Source organism: Amycolatopsis sp. TNS106 (genome assembly GCF_019330265.1).
Classification (GTDB): domain Bacteria; phylum Actinomycetota; class Actinomycetes; order Mycobacteriales; family Pseudonocardiaceae; genus Amycolatopsis; species Amycolatopsis lurida.
In genome coordinates this window covers 7,064,678-7,087,439 of sequence record NZ_CP024972.1, presented here as the reverse complement: position 1 = coordinate 7,087,439, position 22,762 = coordinate 7,064,678, and the positions used below count along the sequence as shown (strand labels likewise).

General features: G+C 69.1%; 20 protein-coding genes, 1 tRNA gene and 1 pseudogene. 3 read left to right on the top strand and 19 right to left on the bottom strand.

All coding sequences use genetic code 11. From position 1 onward, the window contains the following. Positions 1-11 precede the first annotated feature (11 nt). The 17 genes and pseudogenes from fabG to CVV72_RS32585 form a co-directional block, all read right to left on the bottom strand. Positions 12-794 carry a 3-oxoacyl-ACP reductase FabG gene (gene fabG, locus CVV72_RS32660; RefSeq protein ID WP_219147740.1) on the bottom strand — a complete coding sequence of 261 codons (783 nt, stop codon included), beginning with the start codon at positions 792-794 and terminating at the stop codon, positions 12-14. A gap of 21 nt (positions 795-815) precedes the next feature. After that, positions 816-1,085: an acyl carrier protein gene (locus tag CVV72_RS32655; protein ID WP_034310255.1), complete on the bottom strand. Its 270-nt coding sequence runs from the start codon at positions 1,083-1,085 to the stop codon at positions 816-818. Between the two features lie 26 nt (positions 1,086-1,111). Beyond that, complete coding sequence (locus CVV72_RS32650) at positions 1,112-2,332, bottom strand: ketosynthase chain-length factor (RefSeq protein ID WP_219147736.1); 1,221 nt, start codon at positions 2,330-2,332, stop codon at positions 1,112-1,114. Further along, positions 2,329-3,600: a beta-ketoacyl synthase gene (locus tag CVV72_RS32645; protein WP_219147734.1), complete on the bottom strand. Its 1,272-nt coding sequence runs from the start codon at positions 3,598-3,600 to the stop codon at positions 2,329-2,331. The genes CVV72_RS32650 and CVV72_RS32645 overlap by 4 nt, the downstream gene beginning before the upstream one ends. Then, positions 3,597-3,926 carry a TcmI family type II polyketide cyclase gene (locus CVV72_RS32640; RefSeq protein ID WP_034310249.1) on the bottom strand — a complete coding sequence of 110 codons (330 nt, stop codon included), beginning with the start codon at positions 3,924-3,926 and terminating at the stop codon, positions 3,597-3,599. The genes CVV72_RS32645 and CVV72_RS32640 overlap by 4 nt, the downstream gene beginning before the upstream one ends. Positions 3,927-3,954: 28 nt before the next feature. Continuing rightward, positions 3,955-5,427: an FAD-dependent monooxygenase gene (locus CVV72_RS32635; protein ID WP_219147733.1), complete on the bottom strand. Its 1,473-nt coding sequence runs from the start codon at positions 5,425-5,427 to the stop codon at positions 3,955-3,957. Between the two features lie 41 nt (positions 5,428-5,468). Further along, positions 5,469-6,578 (bottom strand): DegT/DnrJ/EryC1/StrS aminotransferase family protein, encoded by a 1,110-nt coding sequence (locus CVV72_RS32630; protein ID WP_219147732.1) that lies wholly within the window; start codon positions 6,576-6,578, stop codon positions 5,469-5,471. After that, positions 6,575-8,332, bottom strand: coding sequence for an NAD-dependent epimerase/dehydratase family protein (locus tag CVV72_RS41790; protein WP_255632336.1), 1,758 nt, complete (start codon positions 8,330-8,332; stop codon positions 6,575-6,577). The genes CVV72_RS32630 and CVV72_RS41790 overlap by 4 nt, the downstream gene beginning before the upstream one ends. 123 nt (positions 8,333-8,455) lie before the next feature. Beyond that, positions 8,456-9,196 (bottom strand): NDP-hexose 2,3-dehydratase family protein, encoded by a 741-nt coding sequence (locus tag CVV72_RS42030; RefSeq protein WP_370641979.1) that lies wholly within the window; start codon positions 9,194-9,196, stop codon positions 8,456-8,458. Continuing rightward, positions 9,142-9,258, bottom strand: a complete 117-nt coding sequence (locus CVV72_RS42025; RefSeq protein WP_370641978.1) for a hypothetical protein — start codon at positions 9,256-9,258, stop codon at positions 9,142-9,144. The genes CVV72_RS42030 and CVV72_RS42025 overlap by 55 nt, the downstream gene beginning before the upstream one ends. Further along, positions 9,227-9,835 (bottom strand): annotated as a pseudogene (locus tag CVV72_RS42020) (NDP-hexose 2,3-dehydratase family protein); the annotation flags it as partial. The gene CVV72_RS42025 and the pseudogene CVV72_RS42020, both read right to left, overlap by 32 nt. A gap of 57 nt (positions 9,836-9,892) precedes the next feature. Next, positions 9,893-10,783, bottom strand: a complete 891-nt coding sequence (rfbA, locus tag CVV72_RS32610; protein WP_219147730.1) for a glucose-1-phosphate thymidylyltransferase RfbA — start codon at positions 10,781-10,783, stop codon at positions 9,893-9,895. A 186-nt stretch (positions 10,784-10,969) separates the two neighbouring features. Beyond that, positions 10,970-11,743: an AfsR/SARP family transcriptional regulator gene (locus CVV72_RS32605; RefSeq protein ID WP_255632335.1), complete on the bottom strand. Its 774-nt coding sequence runs from the start codon at positions 11,741-11,743 to the stop codon at positions 10,970-10,972. Between the two features lie 128 nt (positions 11,744-11,871). Then, a complete protein-coding gene (locus CVV72_RS32600) occupies positions 11,872-13,263 on the bottom strand; it encodes an acetyl/propionyl/methylcrotonyl-CoA carboxylase subunit alpha (protein ID WP_219147728.1) in 1,392 nt (463 codons plus the stop codon). Positions 13,264-13,275: 12 nt separating this feature from the next. Further along, positions 13,276-13,809 carry a biotin/lipoyl-containing protein gene (locus CVV72_RS32595; protein ID WP_219147727.1) on the bottom strand — a complete coding sequence of 178 codons (534 nt, stop codon included), beginning with the start codon at positions 13,807-13,809 and terminating at the stop codon, positions 13,276-13,278. After that, positions 13,806-15,509, bottom strand: coding sequence for an acetyl-CoA carboxylase, carboxyltransferase subunit beta (gene accD / locus CVV72_RS32590; RefSeq protein ID WP_219147726.1), 1,704 nt, complete (start codon positions 15,507-15,509; stop codon positions 13,806-13,808). The genes CVV72_RS32595 and accD overlap by 4 nt, the downstream gene beginning before the upstream one ends. 618 nt (positions 15,510-16,127) lie before the next feature. Next, positions 16,128-16,820: a TetR/AcrR family transcriptional regulator gene (locus CVV72_RS32585; protein ID WP_219147725.1), complete on the bottom strand. Its 693-nt coding sequence runs from the start codon at positions 16,818-16,820 to the stop codon at positions 16,128-16,130. An 88-nt stretch (positions 16,821-16,908) separates the two neighbouring features. Between CVV72_RS32585 and CVV72_RS32580 the strand changes: the two genes are divergently transcribed. Further along, positions 16,909-18,486: an MFS transporter gene (locus CVV72_RS32580; RefSeq protein ID WP_219147723.1), complete on the top strand. Its 1,578-nt coding sequence runs from the start codon at positions 16,909-16,911 to the stop codon at positions 18,484-18,486. A 91-nt stretch (positions 18,487-18,577) separates the two neighbouring features. On the opposite strand, the gene CVV72_RS32575 is transcribed toward CVV72_RS32580, so the two are convergent. Next, complete coding sequence (locus tag CVV72_RS32575) at positions 18,578-20,029, bottom strand: hypothetical protein (protein WP_219147722.1); 1,452 nt, start codon at positions 20,027-20,029, stop codon at positions 18,578-18,580. A 70-nt stretch (positions 20,030-20,099) separates the two neighbouring features. On the opposite strand from CVV72_RS32575, the gene CVV72_RS32570 reads away from it, so the two are divergent. Next, the gene (locus CVV72_RS32570; RefSeq protein WP_034310236.1) at positions 20,100-20,684 is read left to right on the top strand and encodes an RNA polymerase sigma factor; all 585 of its coding nucleotides are present in this window, start codon (positions 20,100-20,102) and stop codon (positions 20,682-20,684) included. After that, a complete protein-coding gene (locus CVV72_RS32565) occupies positions 20,681-21,931 on the top strand; it encodes a hypothetical protein (protein ID WP_219147721.1) in 1,251 nt (416 codons plus the stop codon). The genes CVV72_RS32570 and CVV72_RS32565 overlap by 4 nt, the downstream gene beginning before the upstream one ends. A 717-nt stretch (positions 21,932-22,648) precedes the next feature. On the opposite strand, the gene CVV72_RS32560 is transcribed toward CVV72_RS32565, so the two are convergent. Continuing rightward, a tRNA-Thr gene (locus CVV72_RS32560) sits at positions 22,649-22,721 on the bottom strand. Positions 22,722-22,762 lie beyond the last annotated feature (41 nt).

Here is a 22,762-nt window from a genome sequence, read left to right as displayed (position 1 = left end):
CGGCGCGCGGCTCAGAAGTTGCCGAGCCCGCCGCAGACGTTGATGGCCTGTGCGGTGATCGACGCGGCCGTGTCCGACGCCAGGTAGCCGACCAGGCCGGCCACCTCCTCCGGCGTCGAGTAGCGGCCGAGCGGGATCTTGGCTTGGAATCGCCGCAGGATGTCGTCCTCGGTGGAGTTCCACGCGGCCGCGTAACCCTGCCGGACCCGTTGGGCCATCGGGGTTTCCACGTAGCCGGGGCAGACGGCGTTCACCGTGATCCCGGTGCCGGCCAATTCGTTGCCCAGTGATTTGGTGAACCCGACGACTCCGTGCTTCGAGGCCGAATACGGCGCGGCCAGCACCACTCCCTGTTTCCCCGCGGTGGAAGCGATGTTGATGATCCGTCCGCGGTCGCGGTGGCGCATGCCACCCGTGTTGAGCACCGCCCTGCTCACCTGGAAGACGCTGGTCAGGTTGGTGCTGATCACGTCGGCCCAGAGCTCGTCGGTCAGGTCCGCGGTCACCCCGCCACCGCTGCGCCCGGCGTTGTTCACCAGTACGTCGATCGGCCCGTAGCGGTCGACGGCGGCCCTCACGAGCGCATCGATCTGCGCGAGATCGGTGACGTCGCAAGTGGTCCCGTCCGCGTCGTAGCCGCTCTCCCGCAGTCGTTCGATCGTGGATTTCAGCTTCTGCGCGTCTCGCGCGCAGAGGAAGACCCGGTGCCCCTGTGCGGCCAGCAGTTCGCCGACCGCCAGGCCGATGCCGCTGGAGCCGCCGGTGATCAGGGCCACGCGCTTCCCGTCCGTCATGGTGTTCCCCTTTTCGTCCGGTCAGACGGCCGCGGCGCGGCCGAGCTGGTCGTTCACCAGCGCCAGCAGTGCGGCGGGCGTCCTGGCCTCCGCGACGGTGGAGTCGTCGAGCCGGATACCGAACTCGCGCTCGATCCGCGTGGTGGTTTCCAGCAGGGCCAGCGATTCGTAACCGAGTTCCTCGAAGGGCACCTCGGCGATTTCACCGTCGAGATCGACACTTTCGTCTTCGCCCGCCGCGTCGCGCAGGATCCGTCGCAGGTCGTCGATGGTCAATTCTGTCGCGGACAAAACAATTCCCTTCCTCGGAAGAACCGTCATCCCTCACCGCGCACGACCATCGCGGCGTTGAAACCGCCATGCCCGCGTGCGAGTACCAGCGCCGCGCGGACCTCCGCCTCCCGTCGCTCGCCGGTCACCAGGTCGAGTTCGTGGCGCGACGGTGGCCGCGCCTTGGTCATCGGCGGGATCACTCCGTCGCGAATGGACAGCAGCGCGGCGGTCACGTCGAGCGCGCCACCCCCGGCGGTCAGCCGTCCGGTCAGCGTCTTGGGCGTGGTCACCGGGACCCCGCCCGCGCCGAACACCGCGGTGATGGCCTCGGCCTCCACCCGGTCCAGTTCGGGATCCGCGGCCGCGTCGGCGAAGACCACGTCGATCCGGTCCGGGGTCAGCCCGGCATCGGCCAGCGACAGTCTGATCGCCCGTTCCAAGCCGGGCTCCCGGCCCTGCCCGGGCTTCGGGTCCATCGTCGCGCCGTAGCCGCAGATCTCGCCGTAGCTCCGGACACCGCGGGCGCGGGCCGATTCCGGGTCCTCCAGCACCAGGATCGCCCCGCCCTCGCCCGGCACGTACCCCTTGGCCCCGGCCCCGAAGGGCTGATAGGCCGTTTCCGGGTCTTCGCCGGCACTCAGTCGCCCACCTGCCTGCTGGGCCACCCAGCCCCACGGGCAGAGCGCACCGTCCACCCCGCCGGAGAGCACCAGCCGCGTGCCCTTGCGGATCTGCCGCCGCGCCTGTGCCAGCGCGTCGAGCCCGCCGCAGTGATCGGAGACCAGCACACCGCTGGGTCCCTTCATCCCCTGGCGGATGGAGATCTGTCCGGAGTTCACCGCGTAGAACCAGGCGAAGGACTGGTACGCGCTGACATACTGGTTTCCCTTGGCCCACAGGTTCTTCAGCTCACGCTGACCGAACTCGAAGCCGCCCGCCGCGGCCGAGGTGATCACGCCCATGTCGAAGGCGTCCAGTTCGGACGGTCGTACTCCCGCGTCCTCGACCGCCCAGTCCGCGGCGACGAGCGCGAGCCGGGTCATGTGATCGGTCTGCGGCATCAGCCGGTTCGGCAGATGTTCGGCCGGGTCGAAACCGGGTACCTCGCCGGCCAGCTTGGCCGGATAGGAGGCGGCGTCGAACCTGGTGATCGGCCCGATTCCCGCCTCGCCCCGGCGGGTGGCCGCCCAGAAGTCGTCGAGGCCGAGGCCGTTCGGCGCGGTCACGCCGATACCGGTCACCGCGACGGCGGTCTTCGTGCTCATCGTGCCCCGCTCCCCGGTTTGGCCAGCACCATCGCGCTCTGGAACCCGCCGAACCCGCTGCCGACGGTGAGCACGACGTCGGTCGCCCACTCGCGGGCGGTCAGCGGCACGTAGTCGAGGTCGCAGCGCGGATCCGGTTCGGTCAGATTCGCCGTCGGCGGCACTACGCCGTTCTCGATGGCCAGCACCGAGGCCGCGATCTCGATCGAACCGATCGCGCCGAGCGAATGCCCGACCATCGATTTGATCGAACTCATCGGCGTGCGATAGGCGTGCTCGCCGAGGACCTGCTTGACCGCCGCGGTCTCGTGGATGTCGTTCTGCTGGGTGCCGGAGCCGTGCGCGTTGACGTAGTCGACCTGGTCCGGATCGAGCCGCGCCTCGTCCAGCGCGGTCCGGATCGCCTCCGCCATCTCGTTGCCGTCGGGGCGCAGGCCGGTCATGTGGAAGGCGTTGCTGCGCGAGGCGAACCCGGCGATTTCGGCGTAGACGCGGGCATTGCGCCGTCGCGCGTGGTCCAGCCGCTCCAGCACGAACACCGCGCTGCCTTCGCCGAGCACGAACCCGTTGCGGGTGCGATCGAACGGCCGCGACGCGTGTTCGGCGTCGTCGTTGCGCGGCGAGGTGGCCTTGATGGCGTCGAAACAGGCCACGGTGATCGGCGAGATCGGCGCGTCGGTCGCCCCGGCGATCATCACCTCCGCGCTGCCCTCGCGGATCAGTTCGCAGGCATGCCCGACGGCGTCGAGCCCGGACGTGCACCCGGTCGAGATCACCGCGGCCGGTCCTTCCGCGCCCACCGCCCAGGCCACCTCGGTGGCGAAGGAGCTCGGAACCAGGTGGTCGTAGAGCTGCGGCACCGCGTACCGGTGATCCACGGTGTCCAGCCGCCCGTCGTCGCTGACGACGCGGTATTCGGCCTCCAGTGCCATGGTCGCGCCGACCGCGCTGCCCACGGTCACCCCGGTCCGGGTGGGATCGAGCTCGGCGGGCTCCAGTCCGCTGTCGGCCACCGCCTCCCTCGCGGCGACCACGGCGAACTGCGCGGCCCGATCCATCCGCCGGATCTCCTGACTGCTCAGCCCGTGTTCGGCGGGGTCGAAGTCCACCTCGGCGGCGATCCGCGAGCGGTAGGCCGAGGCGTCGAAGAAGCTGATCGCCCTGGTGGCGGTCCGGCCGTCACTGAGCAGGCTCCAGAAGGACTTGGCGCCCACCCCGCCCGGAGCCAGTACGCCGACCCCGGTGATCGCCACCCGATGCCCGCTCACGACCCGGCCTGCCAGTGGTAGAAGCGGGTCGCCATGGCATCGGCGGGACTGCGCCAGGTCTCCGGGTCGTACGCCTGGATATGGGGTCGCAGATCCGCGCTGATCCCGCGGAAGAGCGGATGTTCCTTCGCCTTCTCGATGGTTTCGGCGCCCTCGTCGGACTCGAAGTCCTGGAGGTGGAAGTACAGTCCGGCGTAGGAGAACAGCTGCCTGCGCCGCGTGCCCATCAGGCCCGGCAGCTCGGTCCGGTCGAACTCGCCGAACAGATCCGCGACGGCCTCTCCGGAGCCGGACGCCATCCTGGCCACGATCAACGTGCTGAACATGAATTCCCTCCTGTGGATTGCCCTTCGCTCACGCCGGGCCGAACCAGCGGGTGAGTGCCGTGGTCAGGGACTCACCGGGGGCGGCCGCGACCCAGGCGACGTAGCCGTCCGGGCGCACCAGCACGGCGCCCGCCTGGCGCAGGACGTCTCCGGCGTCGTCCTCCGTCAGTGAGGCGGTCACCACGTCGACGCGATCCGCCCACGGGCCCGCCTGCGCCCAAGCCCCCGCCCCGGCCCCCGCTCCGACGTCCAGCAGGATTCCGCGGCCCTCGCGCAGCAGCTCGGTGGTGCCGGTCTTCTCGTCCGCGACCACGAGTTCGCGGGGCGGCAGGCGGCGGCCGAGCAGCGGATGCTCGCCCGGGCCCAGGTCGTACCGGATCTCCAGTCCGCTGATCATGCCGACGAGATGGCGGTTCACCTCGTCGATGGCCATCAGCTCGCCCATCACCTCGCGCAGCGGCTCGACCTCTTTCCCGCTGAGGAACAGCAGCCCCTGCGCCTGCGTGTTCATCAGCAGCCGTTCGCCGACCGGATGCCGTTCGCCGTGATAGGTGTCCAGCAAGCTCTCCGGCGCGCGTCCGCGCACCACCGCGCCGAGCTTCCAGCCGAGGTTCAGCGCGTCCTGGAGACCGACATTGAGCCCCTGCCCGCCGGCGGGCAGATGGATATGCGCCGCATCGCCGGCCAGCAGCACCCGGCCACGCCGGTACTCGGTCGCCTGCCGCGCCGAATCGGTGAACGAGCTGGTCCACAGTGGATCGCCGCCGCCGATGTCCTCGCCGGTGAGCCGCGACCAGGCCTCGGCGATCTCGCCGAAGGGCGGCGGCCCGTCCCGCTCCACCGGCGGGTCGCCCCGCTCGCAGACGATCACCCGGTCCACCCCGCCGCCGATGGGCGCCGACATCGCCATCCCGCCCGGCACCCGCTCACCGATCGGCCGCGGCCTGAGCGCGCAACCCGCGACGTCGGCGAGGAACATCTCCAAGGTCGGTTCGCTGCCGGGGAACTCGAACCCGGCGAGTTTGCGGACCGTGCTCCGGCCGCCGTCGCAGCCGATCAGGTACCGCGCCCGCAACCGCCGTCGGCCGTCGGGTGTGTCGACCTCGGCGGTCACGGCGGTGCCGTCGTCGGACAGTCCGGTCAACTCCCAGCCACGCCGGATGTCGGCGCCGAGCCCCGTCGCCCACTTGGCGAGGATCTCCTCGGTCTTGGCCTGGGAAACCCCGTTCGCGCTGAAGTGGATCCCGTCCAGCACGCTGAAGTCCACCGGCAGGCCGCCGAAGTGGCCGTGAGGACTCGTGACGATCTCCCCGTACTCCGCCAGCAGACCGCGCTGGTCGAGGATCTCCATCGTCCGTGCGGTGAAGCCCAGTCCGCGCGATTCGCCGGTGGGCCGCTCCAGCCGCTCGATCAGCACCACCGGCACGCCCGCCAGCCGCAGTTCCCCGGCGAGCATGAGACCGGCCGGGCCCGCCCCGACCACGATCACGTCGGCATCCATCGCTACCTCCTTCTGCTCGCCGGTGCTTCCGGTCTTCGCGTTCACAACCGGGCCAGCACCGCACGGACGGCCCGGATCACCTCGTCCTGCTTTTCCGCGCTCAGTGCCGGATACATCGGCAGCGAGAAGATCTCCCCGGCGAGCCGTTCGGTGACCGGCAGACTGCCGGGTTCGACGCCGAGCTTGGCGAAGCCGCGCATCGTGTGCACCGGCCACGGGTAGCTGATGTTCAGCTGGATGTCGTACGCACGCAGCGCTTCGATGATCTCGTCGCGGCGCGGATGCCGGACCACGTAGACGTAGTGCACGTGGTCGTTGCCCGGATTGGTCGTGGGCAACAGGATTCCGGTGTCGCCGAGACCCTCCGCGTAACGCCGCGCCACTTCGCGGCGGCCCTTGAGGTAGTCGTCGAGGCGGGTCAGCTTGCGGCGCAGGATCTCCGCCTGCACGTCGTCGAGACGACTGTTGTGGCCCGGCGTCTCGACGACGTAGTAGACCTTTTCCATGCCGTAGTACCGCGCACGGCGGAGGTTCGCTTCGACGGTCGCGTCGCCGGTGATCACCGCGCCGCCGTCGCCATAGGCACCGAGGACCTTGGTGGGGTAGAAGGAGAACGCCGCCGCGTCGCCGAAAGTGCCCGCCCGGCGGCCGCCCTGGGTGGCGCCGTGCGCCTGCGCGCAGTCCTCCAGCACCTTGAGGCCGTGCTCCGCGGCGATCCGCCCGATCGCGGCCATGTCCACGCACTGGCCGTACAGGTGCACCGGCAGCAGGCACCGCGTGCGTTCGGTGATCGCCGCTTCGATCTGCCCGGTGTCCATCAGGAAGTCCTCTTCCCGGATGTCGACGAACACCGGGACCGCACCGATCGCGTCGATGGCCACCACCGTGGGCGCGGCGGTGTTCGACACGGTGATCACTTCGTCACCGGGCCCCACACCGAGCGCCTGCAGGCCCAGTTTGATCGCGTTCGTCCCGTTGTCCACCGAGACGCAGTGCGCGATCCCGTGGTAAGCGGCGAATTCCTCCTCGAAGCCGCGTACGCTCGGGCCCAGCACCAGCTGTCCCGATTCGAAGACGGTCTCCACCGCGTCCAAGATGTCGGCACGCTCGTTCCGGTACTCGGCCAGGTAGTCCCACACCCGAATGGTCATTCGCCCTCTCCTTGGAGAACCCCGACGAACAGGCCGGGCCCGTACTGGACCCCTTCGATGTACTCGACGGTGAAACCGGCCGCGCGCAAGGCGTTCTCGTACTGCTCGCGGCTGAACAGCTGATACTGATAGCGCTCGTGAAAGTGCCGTGCGCCTCCCTCGGGGCTGGCGACCACGTAGTGGACGTCCATTTTGGACTGATCGCCTTCGCGCCAGGCATGGGAGATCCGCGCGATGGTGCGCTCGTCGGGGGTCAGGACGTCCGAGCTGACGTACCCGTCGATGAAGTTGTCCGGGAACCACCACGGATCGATGGCGACCACGCCACCGGGATTGAGATGTGCGGCGAACCGGCGCACCGTCCGCGCCATCTCCTCTTCGCCGCCGACATGGCTGATCGAAGCGAACATGCAGACCACGACGTCGAACCGGCGGCCGAGGTCGAATTCCCGCATGTCACCGTGGTGCATCGGGATTCCGGGGAGCCGTTCCCTGCCGATCTCCAGCATTTCTTCGGACAGTTCGAGGCCCTCGGCCTCGCCGAACAGCTCGTCGAAATAGACCAGATGCCCGCCGGTGCCGCAGGCCACGTCCAGCAGCGAGGACGCCCTCGGGTTGCGGGCACGGACCAGTTCCGCGATCTGCTTGCTCTCGGCCGCGTAGTCCTTGCCCCGTAAGGTGTAGACGACGTCGTAGATTTCGGACGCTTCGGTTCCGTACATCTGTTTCCCTTCGGCGACGGGTACCTTCTTCGGGCCGGCGACCGCGCGCCGGTGCATCACCGCGACGGTGTGCCGCAGGCCCTCCGCGAACGGCAGCCGCGGCTCCCAGCCCGTGATCGTCCGGAACGCGGCGGGATCGACCGTGAGACTGGTGAAGTCGGTGATCGGCGTATGGGCGGGCGGGGGCACCCGCCGCACCGGGACCGGGTCCGAACCGGTGCGCTCGGCCACGGTGGCGGCGACGCGTTCGAACGCGTCGGCGAGATCCCACCCCTGGCCGGAGCCGATCACCCAATGCCCTCCGACCAAGGCGTCGGCGTGGTCGAGGGCGGCCATGAAAGCGGCCGCCACGTCGGCGACGTGCAGCAGGTCACGGCGGACGATCCCGCTGTGCCACAACGGGAGTTCGGCACCGTTCAGCGCACGCCGGATCATCGTGCTGATCACCCCGAGGTCGGGCACGTCCGGTGCCGGATCCGGCCCGTAGACGGTGGGCAGGCGAAGACTGATCCCGCGCAGCACCCCCTCGGCGGTGGCCGCCATGAGCAGTCGTTCGGCCGCCAGCTTGTGCCGGTCGTAGACGCTGCCGGGGCGGTCCGGCTGGGAACCGTCGGCCGGTTCGTCCAGCACGCCGGCCTGTGAGGCGGCGCCGCTGTGGAGCACCAGCGGTGGCGGCCCGGCCGATCGCCTCGACCGCAGTACCTCCACCAGGTTCCGGAGCACGCCGACGGTCACCCGTTCGCAGCCGGGGTCCTCCTCCGCGGTCCGCCAGCCCGCGCTGTCCTTGACCAGATGGAAGAGCACGTCGGCGTCGGCGACGACCTCACGCAGCCGCTCCGGATCGGTCAGGTCCGCGCTGTGCACCTCCACCTCGCCTGCCCGGACGGACGGAATCGCCGTCCGGCGGCGGGCCACCGCGCGAAGCCGGACCGGACGGCGGGCGAGCGCCGCGGTGACGGCGGAACCGATCAGCCCGGAGGAACCCAGTACGACGATCTTCGGCTCGGGTTTCGACTCGGGAAACCTCAACACCGCCACCCCTCCCTCGTCTCCGGATTCCCTTGTGGATTCATGTTTTTCCTGCCCCACAACGTCTCCACCGAGTCTGCCGGTCCGTGGTCCAGCTGCGATCCAACGAGGCTCGGCACCGGTGCCTCACCGGGCGGCCAGTGCGGGCGCACTGGGGAAGCAGCTGAGCAGGCACCGGGCCGCCACGTTGACGTGGTTGCCGTACCGCAGGAACCCGGTCAGCTGACGCGGGGTCATCCAGCAGTAGTCCTCGGGCACGTCCAGACCGAAATCCGGGCCGACGTCGGCGACCACGTAGCGGTTCTCCGCGTGGTAGAACCGGCCGCCCTCCTCGGAATGCACCACGTCCACCAGCGCGCCGCGGGCCGCCGCCTCCTCCAGGTCGCGCAGATACCGCGGACGGCGCGCGGCGGGCAGCCCGGCGTAGCTGGCCGGGATGCAGGTCACCGTGGGCGCCATCTCCACGACGTCCTGCGTGCCCGCCTCGGTCCTGGCGTGCACCAGCACATGGAACACTCCGTCGATGTGACGGCCGAGGAAGCCGATGACCCCGCGTTCCACCGGACGCAGCATCGGCTGCGACCACGACCCGACTTCCCGGCTGGACGCCTCGACCCGGACACCCGTCACCGAGAAGAACCGCTTGCCCTCGTCGATGATCTCGCCGCCGATCCGGCGCCAGCCCGGCAAACCCGCGAGCGGCACGAAGCGGCGGTTCAACTGGTAACGGGCCCGGCATCCAGTGAACCAGCTCAGCAGTCGACCGGTGGTGTGCAGCGGACGGCCGTCCTGTTCGGCGGGCAGTCCCTCGGTCAGCTCCGGAGCGTGGAAGAACGGCAGCCCGGAAAGCACGGTGCGCGCGTCCATGTTGACCAGATTGGGCACTCGGAGCAGTTCGGCGATCTGGCTCGTGGAGAGCCAGCAGAAATCCTCGCGGGGAACCGGATCCTCCGGTACCTCCACGATCATGTTGCGGTTGCGCTTGCTGAGGAACCACGAGCCCTGTTCCGATTGCAGCACGTCCAGCGCCACCCTGCCTTCCCGTGGCGCGACGAAATGCTCCAGATACGGCACCGCGTTCCCCTTGTGCACCCGGGTGTAGTTGCTTCGCGTGGCCTGTACCGTCGGGGAGAGCTGGACCAGGTTGATGTTGCCCGGCTCCATCTTGGCCTGCAGCAGGCACCGGACTTCACCTCGCACGACCTTGACCACGATGCCGAGGATGCCGATCTCGGGCTGGTGGATGATCGGCTGCGTCCAGGCCGCCGTCTCGCGATGGTCGGTGCCGACCTCCAGGCCGCGGACGGCGAAGAACTTCCCGGTGTGATGCACCAGATCGCCGGTTTCCGCCTCGGTCCGCCAGCCCTCGATCCGGTCGACCGGCACGGCGGACACCTCGTAGTGATTGGCGGCCCGCCGTTCGGCGAACCAAGTGTGGAAATCAGCCAGGTCATCGAACACTCGGCACACCTCCGGAATAGGACTCAGCCGTTGTCTTAGCTGCATCATTTCCCGGCCGGGTGGTACGCGAATGGGATTTCCCTGGTGTGAACGGAAACGGGCTCAGCGCACCGCGCGCAGCAACGGGGCGGGCGCCGCGATTTCCATCACATACTTTCCGTAAGGCGATTTCGAGAGCCGTTCACCCAGCCGGTAACAGGTCTCCGCGTCGATGAAACCCATACGCAGAGCGATTTCCTCGATACACGCGATGCGGACGCCTTGCCGCTCCTCCAGAGTCTGGACGTACAGGCTGGCCGAGGTGAGCGACTCGTGCGTCCCGGTGTCCAGCCAGGAGAAACCCCGGCCGAGATCGACCAGGCGCGCTTTTCCCCGGTTCAGGTATTCGATGTTGACATCGGTGATCTCCAGCTCACCGCGCGCGGACGGAGTCAGCCCGCGCGCGATTTCCACGACGTCACCGTCGTACATGTAGAGACCGGTGATCGCCCGGTTCGACCGCGGCCGTTCCGGCTTTTCCTCGAGCGAGACCAAGCGGCCCCGGTCGTCGACCTCACCGACCCCGTAGCGTTCCGGATCCCGCACCGGATAACCGAACAGGACACAGCCGTCGAGCGCCTGTGCCGCGTCCCGCAGCAGATCCGGGAAACCCGGACCGTGAAAGATGTTGTCCCCCAGGATCAACGTCACCGGGCCGTCGCCGATGTGGTCCGCGCCGATCAGGAACGCGTCGGCCAGTCCCCGAGGTTCGTCCTGCACCGCATAGGTGATCCGCAACCCCAGGTCGCCACCGTCGCCGAGCAGGCGCTCGAAGTTCCCCAGCTCCGCCGGGGCCGAAATGATCAGCACCTCGCGGATCCCGGCCAGCATCAGTACCGAGAGCGGGTAATAGATCATGGGTTTGTCGTAAACCGGCAACAGCTGCTTGGAAGTGGTCAGCGTGACCGGGTACAGCCGGGTTCCGTTCCCGCCGGCGAGGATGATGCCCTTCACTGGATTCCTCCACACTGGATTTCCGGAACGGAAAGGCCCGTCCCCGAAGTCCAGTCTGGCCCTCGGCGTTCCACCGGAAGTCCAGTATGAGTACAGCTTCCCCCAACCGGTCCGTGGTGGACTGTAAGGGCCTTTCAGGACATCGGTCGCCCTGAAAGGCCCTTACCGTCCGAAAAACCGGGCCACTCAGTCCGCGGTCAGCAATTCCTGGTGCAGCCGCCGCAGTTCGGCGTTGGGTTCCAGCCCCAGTTGCTCGACCAGTGCCGAGCGGATGTTCTGGTAGGTGTCCAGCGCGTCACCCCGGCGGCCGCTGCGGCCCAGCACCCGCATCAGCTGCCCGTGCAGTCCTTCGTCGAGCGGATTGTCGGCCGCCAGCGACCGGAGTTCGCCGATCACCTCGTGGTGCATACCCGCCTCGATCTCGGCCTGGATGCGCAACTGGCGGACGTTCCGGCGCTGCTCGTTGAGATCCAGCACGTGCGCGGTGAGCAGCGGCCCGCAGTTGACGTCGGCGACCGGTTGCTCCGACCACAGGTCCAGCGCCTCCCGGAACAGCCGGGCCGCGTCCTCGTGGCGCCGGTCGTCCATCGCGGCCCGTCCCCTGGCGGCCAGTGCCCGGAAGCGGTACACGTCGATCCGCTGCTCCGGGATCCGGAGGATGTACCCCGGCGCCTTGGTGACCAGCAGCTCGTCACCACTGCCGGGCAGGCCACTGGTTTCCAGCGCCCGCCTCAGCTGATACACGTAGGTCTGCGCGGTGGACCTGGCGCTGCGGGGCAGCCGCTCCGGCCAGAGCTCGTTGATGAGCATGTCGGTGTGCACCACCCGGCCTGCCCGCAACAGGAAGAGCGCCAGCAGCTGATGCACCTTGCGTGCCCTGGGGATGAACGGCCGTTCCTGGCCGAGGATCTCCACCGAACCGAGCACCCGGAACAACGGCGGCCCGTCGTCGTCGAGCACGGGCGACGCCGTGCCTCTCGTACTTCGGTATTCACCGAACACTTTCTCCACCCTCTCCCGAAGAATTCTGCCCGTCCGGCGCTTCGCGCGCGGACGAACCGTTGGTGAGAAACCGGCCGCGACCGGGATCAGCGCTCAGCCGCGGCCGCGGAAACCCCCAGCACCTCCTTACGGCTCTCCAGCACACGGCCGACGATGTCGGACGAATGCGTTCCCGAACGGAACTCGGGATCGTGCAGGACGTCGCGGAGGAATTCCGAGGTGGTGCGCACCCCGGGCCCTTCGACGCGGAACTCGGCCAGCGCACGGTCCATCCGGCGCACGGCCTCGGCCCGGGTGGGCGCCCAGACGATCAGCTTGGCCAGCAGGGAGTCGTACCCGGCCGGAACCCGGTAACCGGGGAACCCGTGCGTGTCCACCCGGACGAACGGCCCGCCGGCGGGCACGAACTCGGTCAGCACCCCCGGTGTCGGCACGAAACCGCGGGCGGCGTCCTCCGCGTTGATGCGGCATTCGATCGCCGCGCCCGGCGGCCGGGTCCCCGGTGGGCGCACGGTGAGCGGCTCGCCCGCGGCGATCCTGATCTGCTCGGCGACCAGGTCGACGCCGGTCATCATCTCGGTCACGGGGTGCTCCACCTGGATCCGGCAGTTCACCTCCATGAAGTAGAAGGCCCCGTCGGGGGCGAGCAGGAATTCGAAGGTGCCCGCGCCGACGTATCCCGCGGCCTTGGCCCCGGCCACGGCGACCTGCTGCATCCGGTCGACCACTTCGGCGGGCAGCCCGGGCGCGGGGCTCTCCTCGATCAGTTTCTGATGCCGCCGCTGGACCGAACAGTCGCGCTCGCCGAGCGCGATCACCTCCCCGTACTGATCGGCGAGTACCTGGATCTCGACGTGACGGGAGATCGGCAGGTACCGCTCCACGTACACCCGGGAATCGCCGAAGAGCAGCTGCGCACCAGCGGCGGTTTCGCGGTAGGCCGCGGCGAACTCGTCCGCTTCGTGCACGATCCGCATCCCCCGGCCACCGCCGCCCGCCGCGGCCTTGATGATCACCGGATAGCCGATCTCGTCGGCCGTCTCCTGGGCGGCGGCCACCGTCGGAAGCGGGCCGAGGCTGCCCGGCAGCATGGGCAGGCCTACCTCGGCCATGAGCGTCCTGGCCGCCGGTTTGTCCCCCAGCCGGGCGATCACCTCGGCCGGCGGTCCGATGTGGACGATTCCGTTCTCCCGGCAGACCTCGGCGAAATCCGGGTCCTCGGAGAGGAATCCGTAACCGGGGTGAATCGCGGTGGCGCCGGTGCGCCGGGCCGCTTCGATGAGCGCGGGGATGCTGAGGTAGCTGTCCCTGGCCGCTTCGGGTCCGATGTGGACGGACTCGTCGGCGTACCGGACCACCGCGGAGTCCCGGTCGGCCGTGGAGTACACGGCCACCACCCCGATGCCCAGCTCCCGGCAGGCGCGCGCGACCCGCAGGGCGATCTCGCCCCGGTTGGCGATCAATACCTTGCTGAACACGGCCGCCCCCGATCAGTCGCGACGGAAGGAGAGCAGCGGCTGGCCGAATTCCACCGATTCGCCGTTCGCGGCGAGCAGTGCGACGGCCGTCCCCGCCTCGTCCGCCGTCACCGCGACCATCAGCTTCATCACCTCGATCACCCCGATCTGCTGTCCGGGCTCGATTCGATCGCCGGGCTCGACGAAAGGCGGCGCGCCCGGTTCGGGCGCGTGGTAGAAGACGCCGACGGTGGTCGAGCACACCTCACCGAGGCCGGTGTCCCCGGCGGGTTCCGTGACGGCCACCGCCCGCGGCTCCACGGCAGGCGCCGGGACCGGGGCGAACGAGTCCGGCCAGTCCATCTCCACCGACACCTCACCGGCCCGCAGCCGCAGTGACCGCGGCGGAACCGGGGTGGCGGTCACCAGGCGCAGCGCGGTTTCCCGCACCTGCTCCAGGAGTTCGCCGTGACTCTCCCGTCGCTCGTCCAACGCTCCGAGACCGGCACCGTTGCCCATGCGGCCGCCGAACTCACGCGCCAGATGTTCGGTCCAGCTCTGTGTCATCGCTCCGCGCTCCATTCCTCGGTAACCGCAGTACCCACCGCACCGTCGAAAGCCCGGAACCGGGCGCGACGTCCGCGCACCAGCTCGTCCGGACCGTGCCCGGCCAACCGCCGGATCGCGGGGACCAGCGCGCCACGAAGCCGCTCCGCCGCCATCGCCGGATCGGCCTGATTGCCGCCTTCCGGCTCCAAGATCACCCCGTCGACCACTCCGAGCCGGAGCAGCTCCCGCGCGTCCACGCGCAGCGCCCTCGCCGCGGCCGAGGCCATCGACGGGTCGTTCCAGAGAATCGCCGCGCAGCCCTCCGGGGTGATCACCGAGTACACCGCGCCGGAGAACATCAGCACCTCGTCGGCGACGGCCAGGGCGAGCGCGCCGCCACTTCCGCCCTCGCCGGTGATCACGGTGATCACGGGGACCGCGAGGCCGGACAACAACCTCAGGTTGTCGGCGATGGCGAAAGCCTGGCCGTCCTCCTCCGCGGTCAAGCCGGGATAGGCGCCGGGAGTGTCCACCAGGGTGATCACCGGGAGCCCGAGCTTCGCCGCCAGGCGCATCAACCGCGCGGCCTTGCGATAACCCTGCGGGGAGGGCATGCCGTAGTTGCGGGCGGCCAGCTCGGCCGCGGTGTGTCCCTTCTGCTGGCCGACGACCATCACCGGCGTGCCGTCCAGCCGGGCGGGCCCGCCGACCACCGCGGCGCAGTCCCCGCCGAGGCGATCCCCGCGCAGCTCCTCGAAATCGGTGAAGACCCGGCTGATCAGGTCCAAAGTGGTCGGCCTGCCGAGATCACGGGCGGAGCGCACCGCGGCCCACGGATCACCGGCGGCCAGTTCGGTGTGGTCGCGGATGACCACGGCGCCGCCCGTCCCGGGTCCGGGCTCCGCGGCAGGCCCAGCGGCCGCCAGCAGCCGCGTCAAGCTGTCCCGCAGCGCGTTCCGTGACCGGACGCCGTCGATCAGCCCGCGCTCGGCGAGGAACTCCGCGGTCTGGAAACCGTCGGGAAGTCGCTGGCGGATCGTCTGCTCGATCACGCGGCGGCCGGCGAACCCGAGGCGGGCGCCCGGCTCCGCCAGCACCACGTCCGCCAGCAGCGCGAACGAGGCCGCGACACCTCCGTAGGTGGGATCGGTGATCACCGACAGGGTGAGGATCCCGGCCTCGTCGAGTTCGGCCAGCGCCTGACTCGTCCGCGCCATCTGCATCAGGGCCAGCGCGCCCTCCTGCATGCGGGCACCCCCCGAGGCGCACACCAGCAGCAGGGGAATCCGTCGCCGCAGCGCCGTTTCCGCGGCCGCGACGATCAGCGTGCCGACTCCGGCGCCCAGACTTCCGCCCAGGAAGCGGAAATCCATCACCGCGGCGACCAGCGGCCTGCCGTTCACGGCGGCCTCGGCCACCACGACCGCCTCGTCCAGCCCGGTGCGGGCCTTGGCCGCGGCCAGGCGTTCCGGATAGGGGATCGTGTCGGTGAATCCGAGTACGTCGGCGCTGGGCACCGGCTGTTCCAGTATCCGGACCGATCCTTCGTCGAACAGCTGGCCGATGCGTTCGAGTGCGGTGAGCCGCTGATGGAAACCGCATTCGGGGCATACCAGCGATTCTCGCTCAAGCCGCTTGCGATAGACCACCCGGCGACAGCCGGAGCAGAGCGACCAAGAACTCTCCCCGGCCACGCCGTCCGGTGCCGTCACTTTCATCGCCACAGGATCCCCCTATCCCAGAAATCCGCACGCATTAACGAAGCAACCTCGTGTCCACCCAGGCCACATCGGTTGTTTGCTATGGCAGATCGACCGCGAATTACCCATCCGGCACACCATTCGAGGACATCTCGAACGTCCCCCAGCACCTCGGGCAGCAACCCGGGGAACTTGTGCCGCTCCCAGTTAATCCCCGAGCCCCATGGGTTCCCCGGGGGAAAGATCGAATACGCTGATTACATCGTACACAGGCTTCGGCCCATGGCAACCCCGAACTTCACGGGGCATCCGCCGAAGATCATCGAGCACGTATCCCAGTGAGCGGGAACGACACGTCGACGCTCCCCACGTGTGCTACCGCGAGGTGACAGCCGGAAATCGAGCGACCGATCGGCTCGTTCCGCGCGCCACCCATACCGCCCCCATTCCACGGCATCGAAACTAGCAGCACGGCCGATTCGGCCGCACCTATTTTCGGATGGTGGCCGATTCCCGGCCGGAGCCGGTAGGCTCTTCCACAGCAATGGCCATCACCGCCGACCACCTCGGCAAGCGCATGCGGCGACGTTCGGCGCGCTTCTTTCGAAACGCGCCGCGAGACGTCGGCGCCGCGACTCAGCCTCGGCTGTCGAGGTAAACCTGAATTCCGTCGAGCACCCGCTGGAGGCCGAATTCGAACTCGTCGTCGATGTATCCCTCGGAGGCCGGACTCGCCCCCAGTGACTTGGTGACCTCGAGCAACCGCGAATACCGCGGTGACGTCTCGTTCGCTCCCTCACCGGGAAGATTCGCCATCCACCAGTCCGCGGCATCCTCCCGGTCTTCCCCACGGGAAAGAAAGCCGTGGCCCCAGCTCAGCGCCAGCCCCTGACCATAGGAATTCACCACGCCGAGCAGATAGAGCTTCTCGGCACCCGAAAGCCCGAGCCCGTCGAAGGTCGCCAGCGACCACTCCATCGAAGCGAGCATGTTGGGCCCCATGGGCGGTTTCGCCGTCGCCGTCGCGGCCAGCATCCAAGGATGGGCGAAGTAGGAACGCCAATCCTGCCGGGCCGCCGCCTGCAACGCGTCGCGCCAATGCTCCGGCCTGCCCTCCGGATAGGCGAACTCCTTCACCACTTGATCGATCATCAACTCGATCAGCGCTTCCCGGTTCGCCACATGGCGATAGAGCGCCATCCCCGTGGCGTTGAGCCGCTGCCCCACCCCGCGCATCGTGACCGCTTCAAGGCCGCCTTCGTCGGCGACCTTGATCGCGGTCTCGACGATCAGCGACAGCGACAGGGCCGCCCGAACCTTCGATGCCACCGTTCCTCACATCCTGTTTGCGTGATCCCGAGGGTTCAGTATACATTGTCAACGTCCTTGTTTACGTTGTAATCAAGTAGGGGGATCCATGACTGCACCACCACCGCCGACGGGCTCCGAACGAGCCACCGGCAAGCAGTGGCTCGGCCTGGCGGTCATCGTGCTGCCGTGCCTGGTGGTCTCGATGGACCTGTCGGTGCTCTTCTACGCCTTGCCGTTTCTGAGCGCGGACCTGGCACCGAGCAGCGCCGAACTGTTGTGGATCCTGGATCTCTACGGTTTCGTGCTGGCCGGTTTCCTGATCTCCATGGGCACCCTCGGCGACCGCGTCGGCCGTCGCAAGGTGCTGCTCGTCGGCGCCACGCTGTTCGCCATCGCCTCGCTGATCGCGGCATACTCGAACTCCACCGAGATGCTGATCGCGGCGAGGGCCTTGCTGGGAATCGCCGGCGCCACCCTGGCGCCGTCCACGCTTTCCCTGATTCGCAACATGTTCCACGACGCACGCCAACGGCAGGTCGCGATCAGCGTGTGGACACTGGGCTTCGCCGGCGGCGCCATCGTCGGGCCGATCATCGGCGGGCTCATGCTGGAGTACTTCTGGTGGGGATCGGTCTTCCTGCTGAACGTGCCGGTGATGGTGCTGCTGCTGATCCTCGGCCCGATCCTGCTTCCGGAATTCCGCAACCCGGGTGCGGGGAGGTTCGACTTCGCCGGCGCCGTGCTCTCGCTCGCCACGGTGCTGCCGGTGATGTTCGGCGTGAAGAAGATCGCCGCCGACGGATTCTCCTGGGGTTACCTCGGTTCCGTGGCGCTGGGCCTGGCGTTCGGCGTGTTGTTCGTCCGGCGGCAGCTGACCGCCGAGCATCCGATGATCGACATCAAGCTGTTCCGGCGCGCGCAGTTCAGCGGCGCGGTGGCCGCGTGCGCGTCCACCTTCCTGGTCCTGGCCGGGCTCGGCATGTTCATCTCGCAGTATCTCCAGCTGGTGCTCGGTTTCAGCCCGTTCCAGGCGGCGCTGTGGAGCTTGCCCGGCATCGCCGGGATGCTGATCGGCGTGAGCACCGGCACCGCGTTGGCCGTCCGGGTCAAACCGTCCAGGATCGTCGCGGTGGGCCTGGCCCTCGGCGGCGTGGGTTTCGTCCTCTTCGCTCAGGTGGACGTCGCGTCCGGAGTGGGCTGGGTGGTGGCCTCGCAAGTGGTCATGTCCAGCGGTATCGGCGCGGTGGCCACCCTCTCCACGGACCTGGTGCTGGCCACCGCCCCCAAGGAGAGCGCGGGCGCGGCCGCCGCCATCTCCGAGACCGCCAACGAGTTCGGCGGCGCCGCCGGTATCGCCTTGCTCGGCAGCCTCGGCGCGGTGGTCTACCGCGGCGAACTGGAGAACCTCGTCCCGCCGGGGCTTCCGGCGGACGTGCTCGCCAGCGCCAAGGAAACCCTCGGTGCGGCTTTCGAAGCGGCCGCCCAGCTACCCGCCGCCCTGGGCGACGGGCTTCGGGCGGCGGCGAGTCAAACCTTCGTCAACGGCTTGCACTGGGTCGCCTGGATCGGCACCACCGGGTGCTTCGTCCTCGCCGGATTCGTGCTGGTCGCCCTCCGCCGCGTCCCGCCGACCAGCCAAGCGTCCGTCGAAGAGCAGGACAGCAGCCCCGCTGCGCACCACTGACCCCCCAGCAGCGGTGCTACGCAGCCTTATCGCGGACGCGCGGTCGCCCTCCCAGGCGCGACCGCGCGTCCGCCTCGTCGCGGCACTGCTTTCACTCCTTGTCCGGCACCAGGTACAGCTCCTGCTTTCCGAGGGTCGGCGCCTCGAGCGTCCAATGCGCGAGCGCGTCCGGCGGCGGGATCGCCAGCCGGCGCAGCACGAGTTCGGGACGGCGTGGCTTGACGTCGAAGTCGAAGAAGGCGTAATTCACGCGGAGTATCGCGCGGATCCAGCGATTCTCCTCGCCGCGCGCCGCGATCGCGGCAGGCAACAGGCCACGGTCGGAGAAGACGTCGACGATGGGGCAACCGCAATGGTAGGCGAGGACGCCGATTTCGCCCGCGCTGCCGACGATCCGGCCTCCGGCGAGCGCACCCAGTTCCGCTCCGATACGGGCGTACTGCGCGCTCGACGTGTAGTTCGACGTGAGCGGCGCGTACGCGCGGGGAAGTCCGGCAGCCGCGTACGCGATCAGACCGGCGACGATCAGCGCGAGTACCCCGATGGCCGTGATCCGGCGGGAAACCGCGACGGCACAGACGAAAACGGTCGCCGCGGTGAGACCAGGGCCGTAGTACCAGTGGTAGGGCGGAACCGCCAGCACCACATAGCCGACGTGGTAGAGCAGGCCGCCTAGGGCGAGGAGCGCGAACGGCCGCAGCCCCGCGGGGATCGTGCGCCGCCGGACGGCCAGTGTCACCACGGCGAGGACGGCGAGCACGGCGGGCAGGAACGCCAGCGCGGTCATCACCGGCGAAGTCCGCGCGTAGAACAGCGGGCCGTTGCCGAAGTTCCAGGCGCCCCAAGCATGTCGCGATCCCTGGAGCGTCTTGATCACCACGGTGTCCGGTACCGCCGCGCCGAGCACCACCCAGCTGAAGCCGAACCACGGCACCGTGATCAGCCCGGCGCCGAGCAGCGCGCGTCCCGCGCCGGGACGGAGGAAGACGAAGAGCACCACCGCGAACACGATCAGGTCCAGCCGAACCAGGGCCAGCAGGCCGGCTGTCAGCCCGAAGGCGAAGGAGGTCTTTTCGACGGCGAACACGGTGAGCCAGCCCAGGACCGCCGCGCCGAGGGCGACCTCGAGCCCGATCGACGAGAGCAGAAGCGGGTTCGCGGTCAGCGCGGCGAGTGTCAGCACAGGGAACCGGGGCGGTAGCCCGGCCGCCGCCCCGAGCCTGCGCAACGCCAGAGCGAGAAAGACCTGGCACAGCACGAACAGCACTCCGGCGGCGAAGACGGCGTCGCGGACGAAGACGGTCAGAGCCGCCAGGATGAGCACGTTCGCCGGCGACGTCGCGGTGTTCGACGTCGCATCGGCGAGCAGGCCCCAGTGGCCGTGGAAGGCGACGTTGCGCGCGTACGCCAGCGTGATGAACGTGTCGTCGATCAAATGCGGGCGGGCCAGCAGGAACACCACCGCCGAGAGCACCGCCACGGACAGGGGCATCCGCCAGGACGTCGCCTGGTTGTCCGTCGTCCGGACCTGTTCCATGATCATGGCCTGACATGGCTTCTCCGCCCCCGAAAGTTGCGCGCAACGTTCGGCCGGTGCCGGCCACAACCAGGGTGTGAGCAGTCTTGCGATCGGGGCGGGGGTACCGGTGGAAAAGACCGGTGACCGGGAACTGTGGGCCCGCGCGGCCGACGGCGACGAGGGGGCGTTCGGTGAGCTGTTCGAGCGGCACGCCGAAGCTCTGTGGAACTACACGTATCGCCTGACCGGTTCGTGGAGCAGCGCCGAGGACCTGGCGTCCACGACGTTCCTCATCGCCTGGCGGCGGCGGGCCGAGGTGACCCTGGTACGGGACAGCGCCCTGCCGTGGCTCTACACGGTCGCGGCCAATGTCGCCCGTGACGAGCACCGCGGTGCTCGCCGCCGGCTGCGGCTGCTCGGGAAGATCCCCGCCCAGCCCGCCGTATCCGACCACGCCGATTCGGTGGCCGAGAAGATCGACGGCCAGCGACGGCTGGGGCGAGTCGCCGAAGCCGTCCGGTCACTGCCGAAATCGCAGCGCGAAGTCGTCGAACTCTGTCTGGCCGCCGAGGTGAGCATCGCCGACGCCGCGGAGTTGCTGGGCATCGCCGAGGTCACCGTCCGCGCCCATCTTTCCCGGGGACGAGCCCGGCTGCGTACGTTGCTGGAGGAGAAATGAGCGGCGAACCCGTGTACCCGCCTCGCCAGGCGATGCCGGACGACGTCCGCGCCCGGATGCGGTCGTCCGTCCGCGAGGGGATCGCGAAGCCACGGCGGACGGCACGCACCTGGTACGCCGCCGCCGCGGCGGTCGTTCTCGTCGCGTCCGGTGTCGCCGCCGCAACGCAGTCACTTCGTCAGCAGGGCACGGACCCCGGCCCCGCGCCGGCCGCCGGGGAGCTCAAACTGGACCTCGGGCTGGCGGCGTCCTCGCTCGACCGCTGCTGGGCCGCGGTGCGGGCCGCGGGCAAGACGGACCGAGTGGCCCCGCGCGAGGAATGGGTCCCCCACTTCACGGACGTCATGCTGGACGTTTCGGTCGTCGCCGCGACGGCGGCGGGCAAGCCGATGTTCTGCGAGACGACGCCGACCACCGTGACCTTGTCCGACCCGAACGCCGCCCCCGCCTATGCGCCCGGCACCCGCACCGGACTGCTCCTGCAAAGCTCGACCGGACTGATCGGCGGGGTCCTCGACCCGGCCTGGCAGGGAGCGGGTCTCGCGTTCCAGGCCGAGGATTCCGGCGGCGGGGACACCGTGGAAGCCTCGCCCCTGACACATCAGTTCGCCTCGTTCACCTGGACCGCCCCCGAGAAGACACAACTGTCCGTCTACGAACCCGTCGGAGCGACGACCACGAACCTGCCGCCGGCTCCGGCGCCACTGCTTTCGGCCGTCGATCGCCCGGCCGCTCCAGCCGACCGGAACTCGCCTGCGGGACGTGCGCTGGGCGAATGCCTGTCCGGCGCGGTGGACGCCGTCTCCGACGCGGCGGGCTACCGGCCGGGCGCGCTGCTGGAGAAGGACGGCTATCGGGTCGTTCTCGCTCGTTTGGGCGACCGGAGCCTGGCATGCACGACCATCCCGGACCCTCGGCACCCCGGCCGGTTGAAGATGCGTGTCTACCAAGACCATTTCGAGCTCCCGCCGGAGCAGCCCCGGACGATTCCGATGCAGCCCCTGGGTGGTGTGGAAGACGGCGGTGACCGGGGCAACGCCCGGACGCCGTACGCCGGGACGCGGCTTCCGTCGACGGCGGTGACGGTGACCTGTGACTTCGGCGCCGGACTGACCTCGACATCCGATGTGGTCGACGGGACCTTCGTGGTCTTCGTGCCGAAAGAGGTGAAGGATCCGTTCCCGCGGGAGGTCCACACTCGAGCGCGTGATGCCAACGGCACCGTCGTGTTCGAAGGGACTCTGTAGCCGGGGTATCAGCAAGGTTTTACCGGCCGATACCCATTCACCCCATCGATGCACTCTCGCCATTCGGCCGAGCACCGTAACGGACTTCTTGATCGACCCGTCCGGAACTCACCCGATGCCACGCAGCCCGCGGACAACCGCCCGCCGAACCGGCCCAAACCACCGAAGTTCCCTCCCCCGGACTAGGAAAGCGTGCTCAAAGACGACGGCGCGACCGGCGTGGCTGCCTTGCCGGGGATCAGGTCCGAAACACGGCCTTCGGTAGCGCGGGAAGTCATCCTCCGAAACAGCCGACCGGGCCGACCCATCCGGGTGCCGGATATCGCTCGGCCCGGTTCCGCTGGCCTCCGGAACCGCCGACGCGCGGCGAACCTCACCGGCCAACGGCTGTCCGCGTTGCTGGAAAAGCTGCTTAACCTCGGATGGGTCACCGACGGATTCGACGAGGCCTCTCCGGACCGCCCTGACCGTTTGCCGTACTACGTGCTCACGGACGTCGGTCGGCGCGAGCTGACCAGGCCGTAGCCCACTCAGCTCGAACGCATCGAAAGCCCCCACTTCCCGCAGGACGCGGATGCGGGGGCTTTCGATGTTTACGCGCCGGAAATCGGTAGCAGCGTGGCGTCGTTGTCGTCGCGCGGGTCGGCAACCGGCCGCTGGCAACAGCCGAAGACGAAAACACCAGGTAGATGGGTGTTTTCGATGGAATAAGAAGTGAGCCGCCAAGGGGGCTCGAACCCCTGACCTTCTGTTTACAAGACAGATGCTCTACCAGCTGAGCTATAGCGGCCGCGCCCAGGGCAGCCCGGGCACGGCCAGTATATCGGCGCC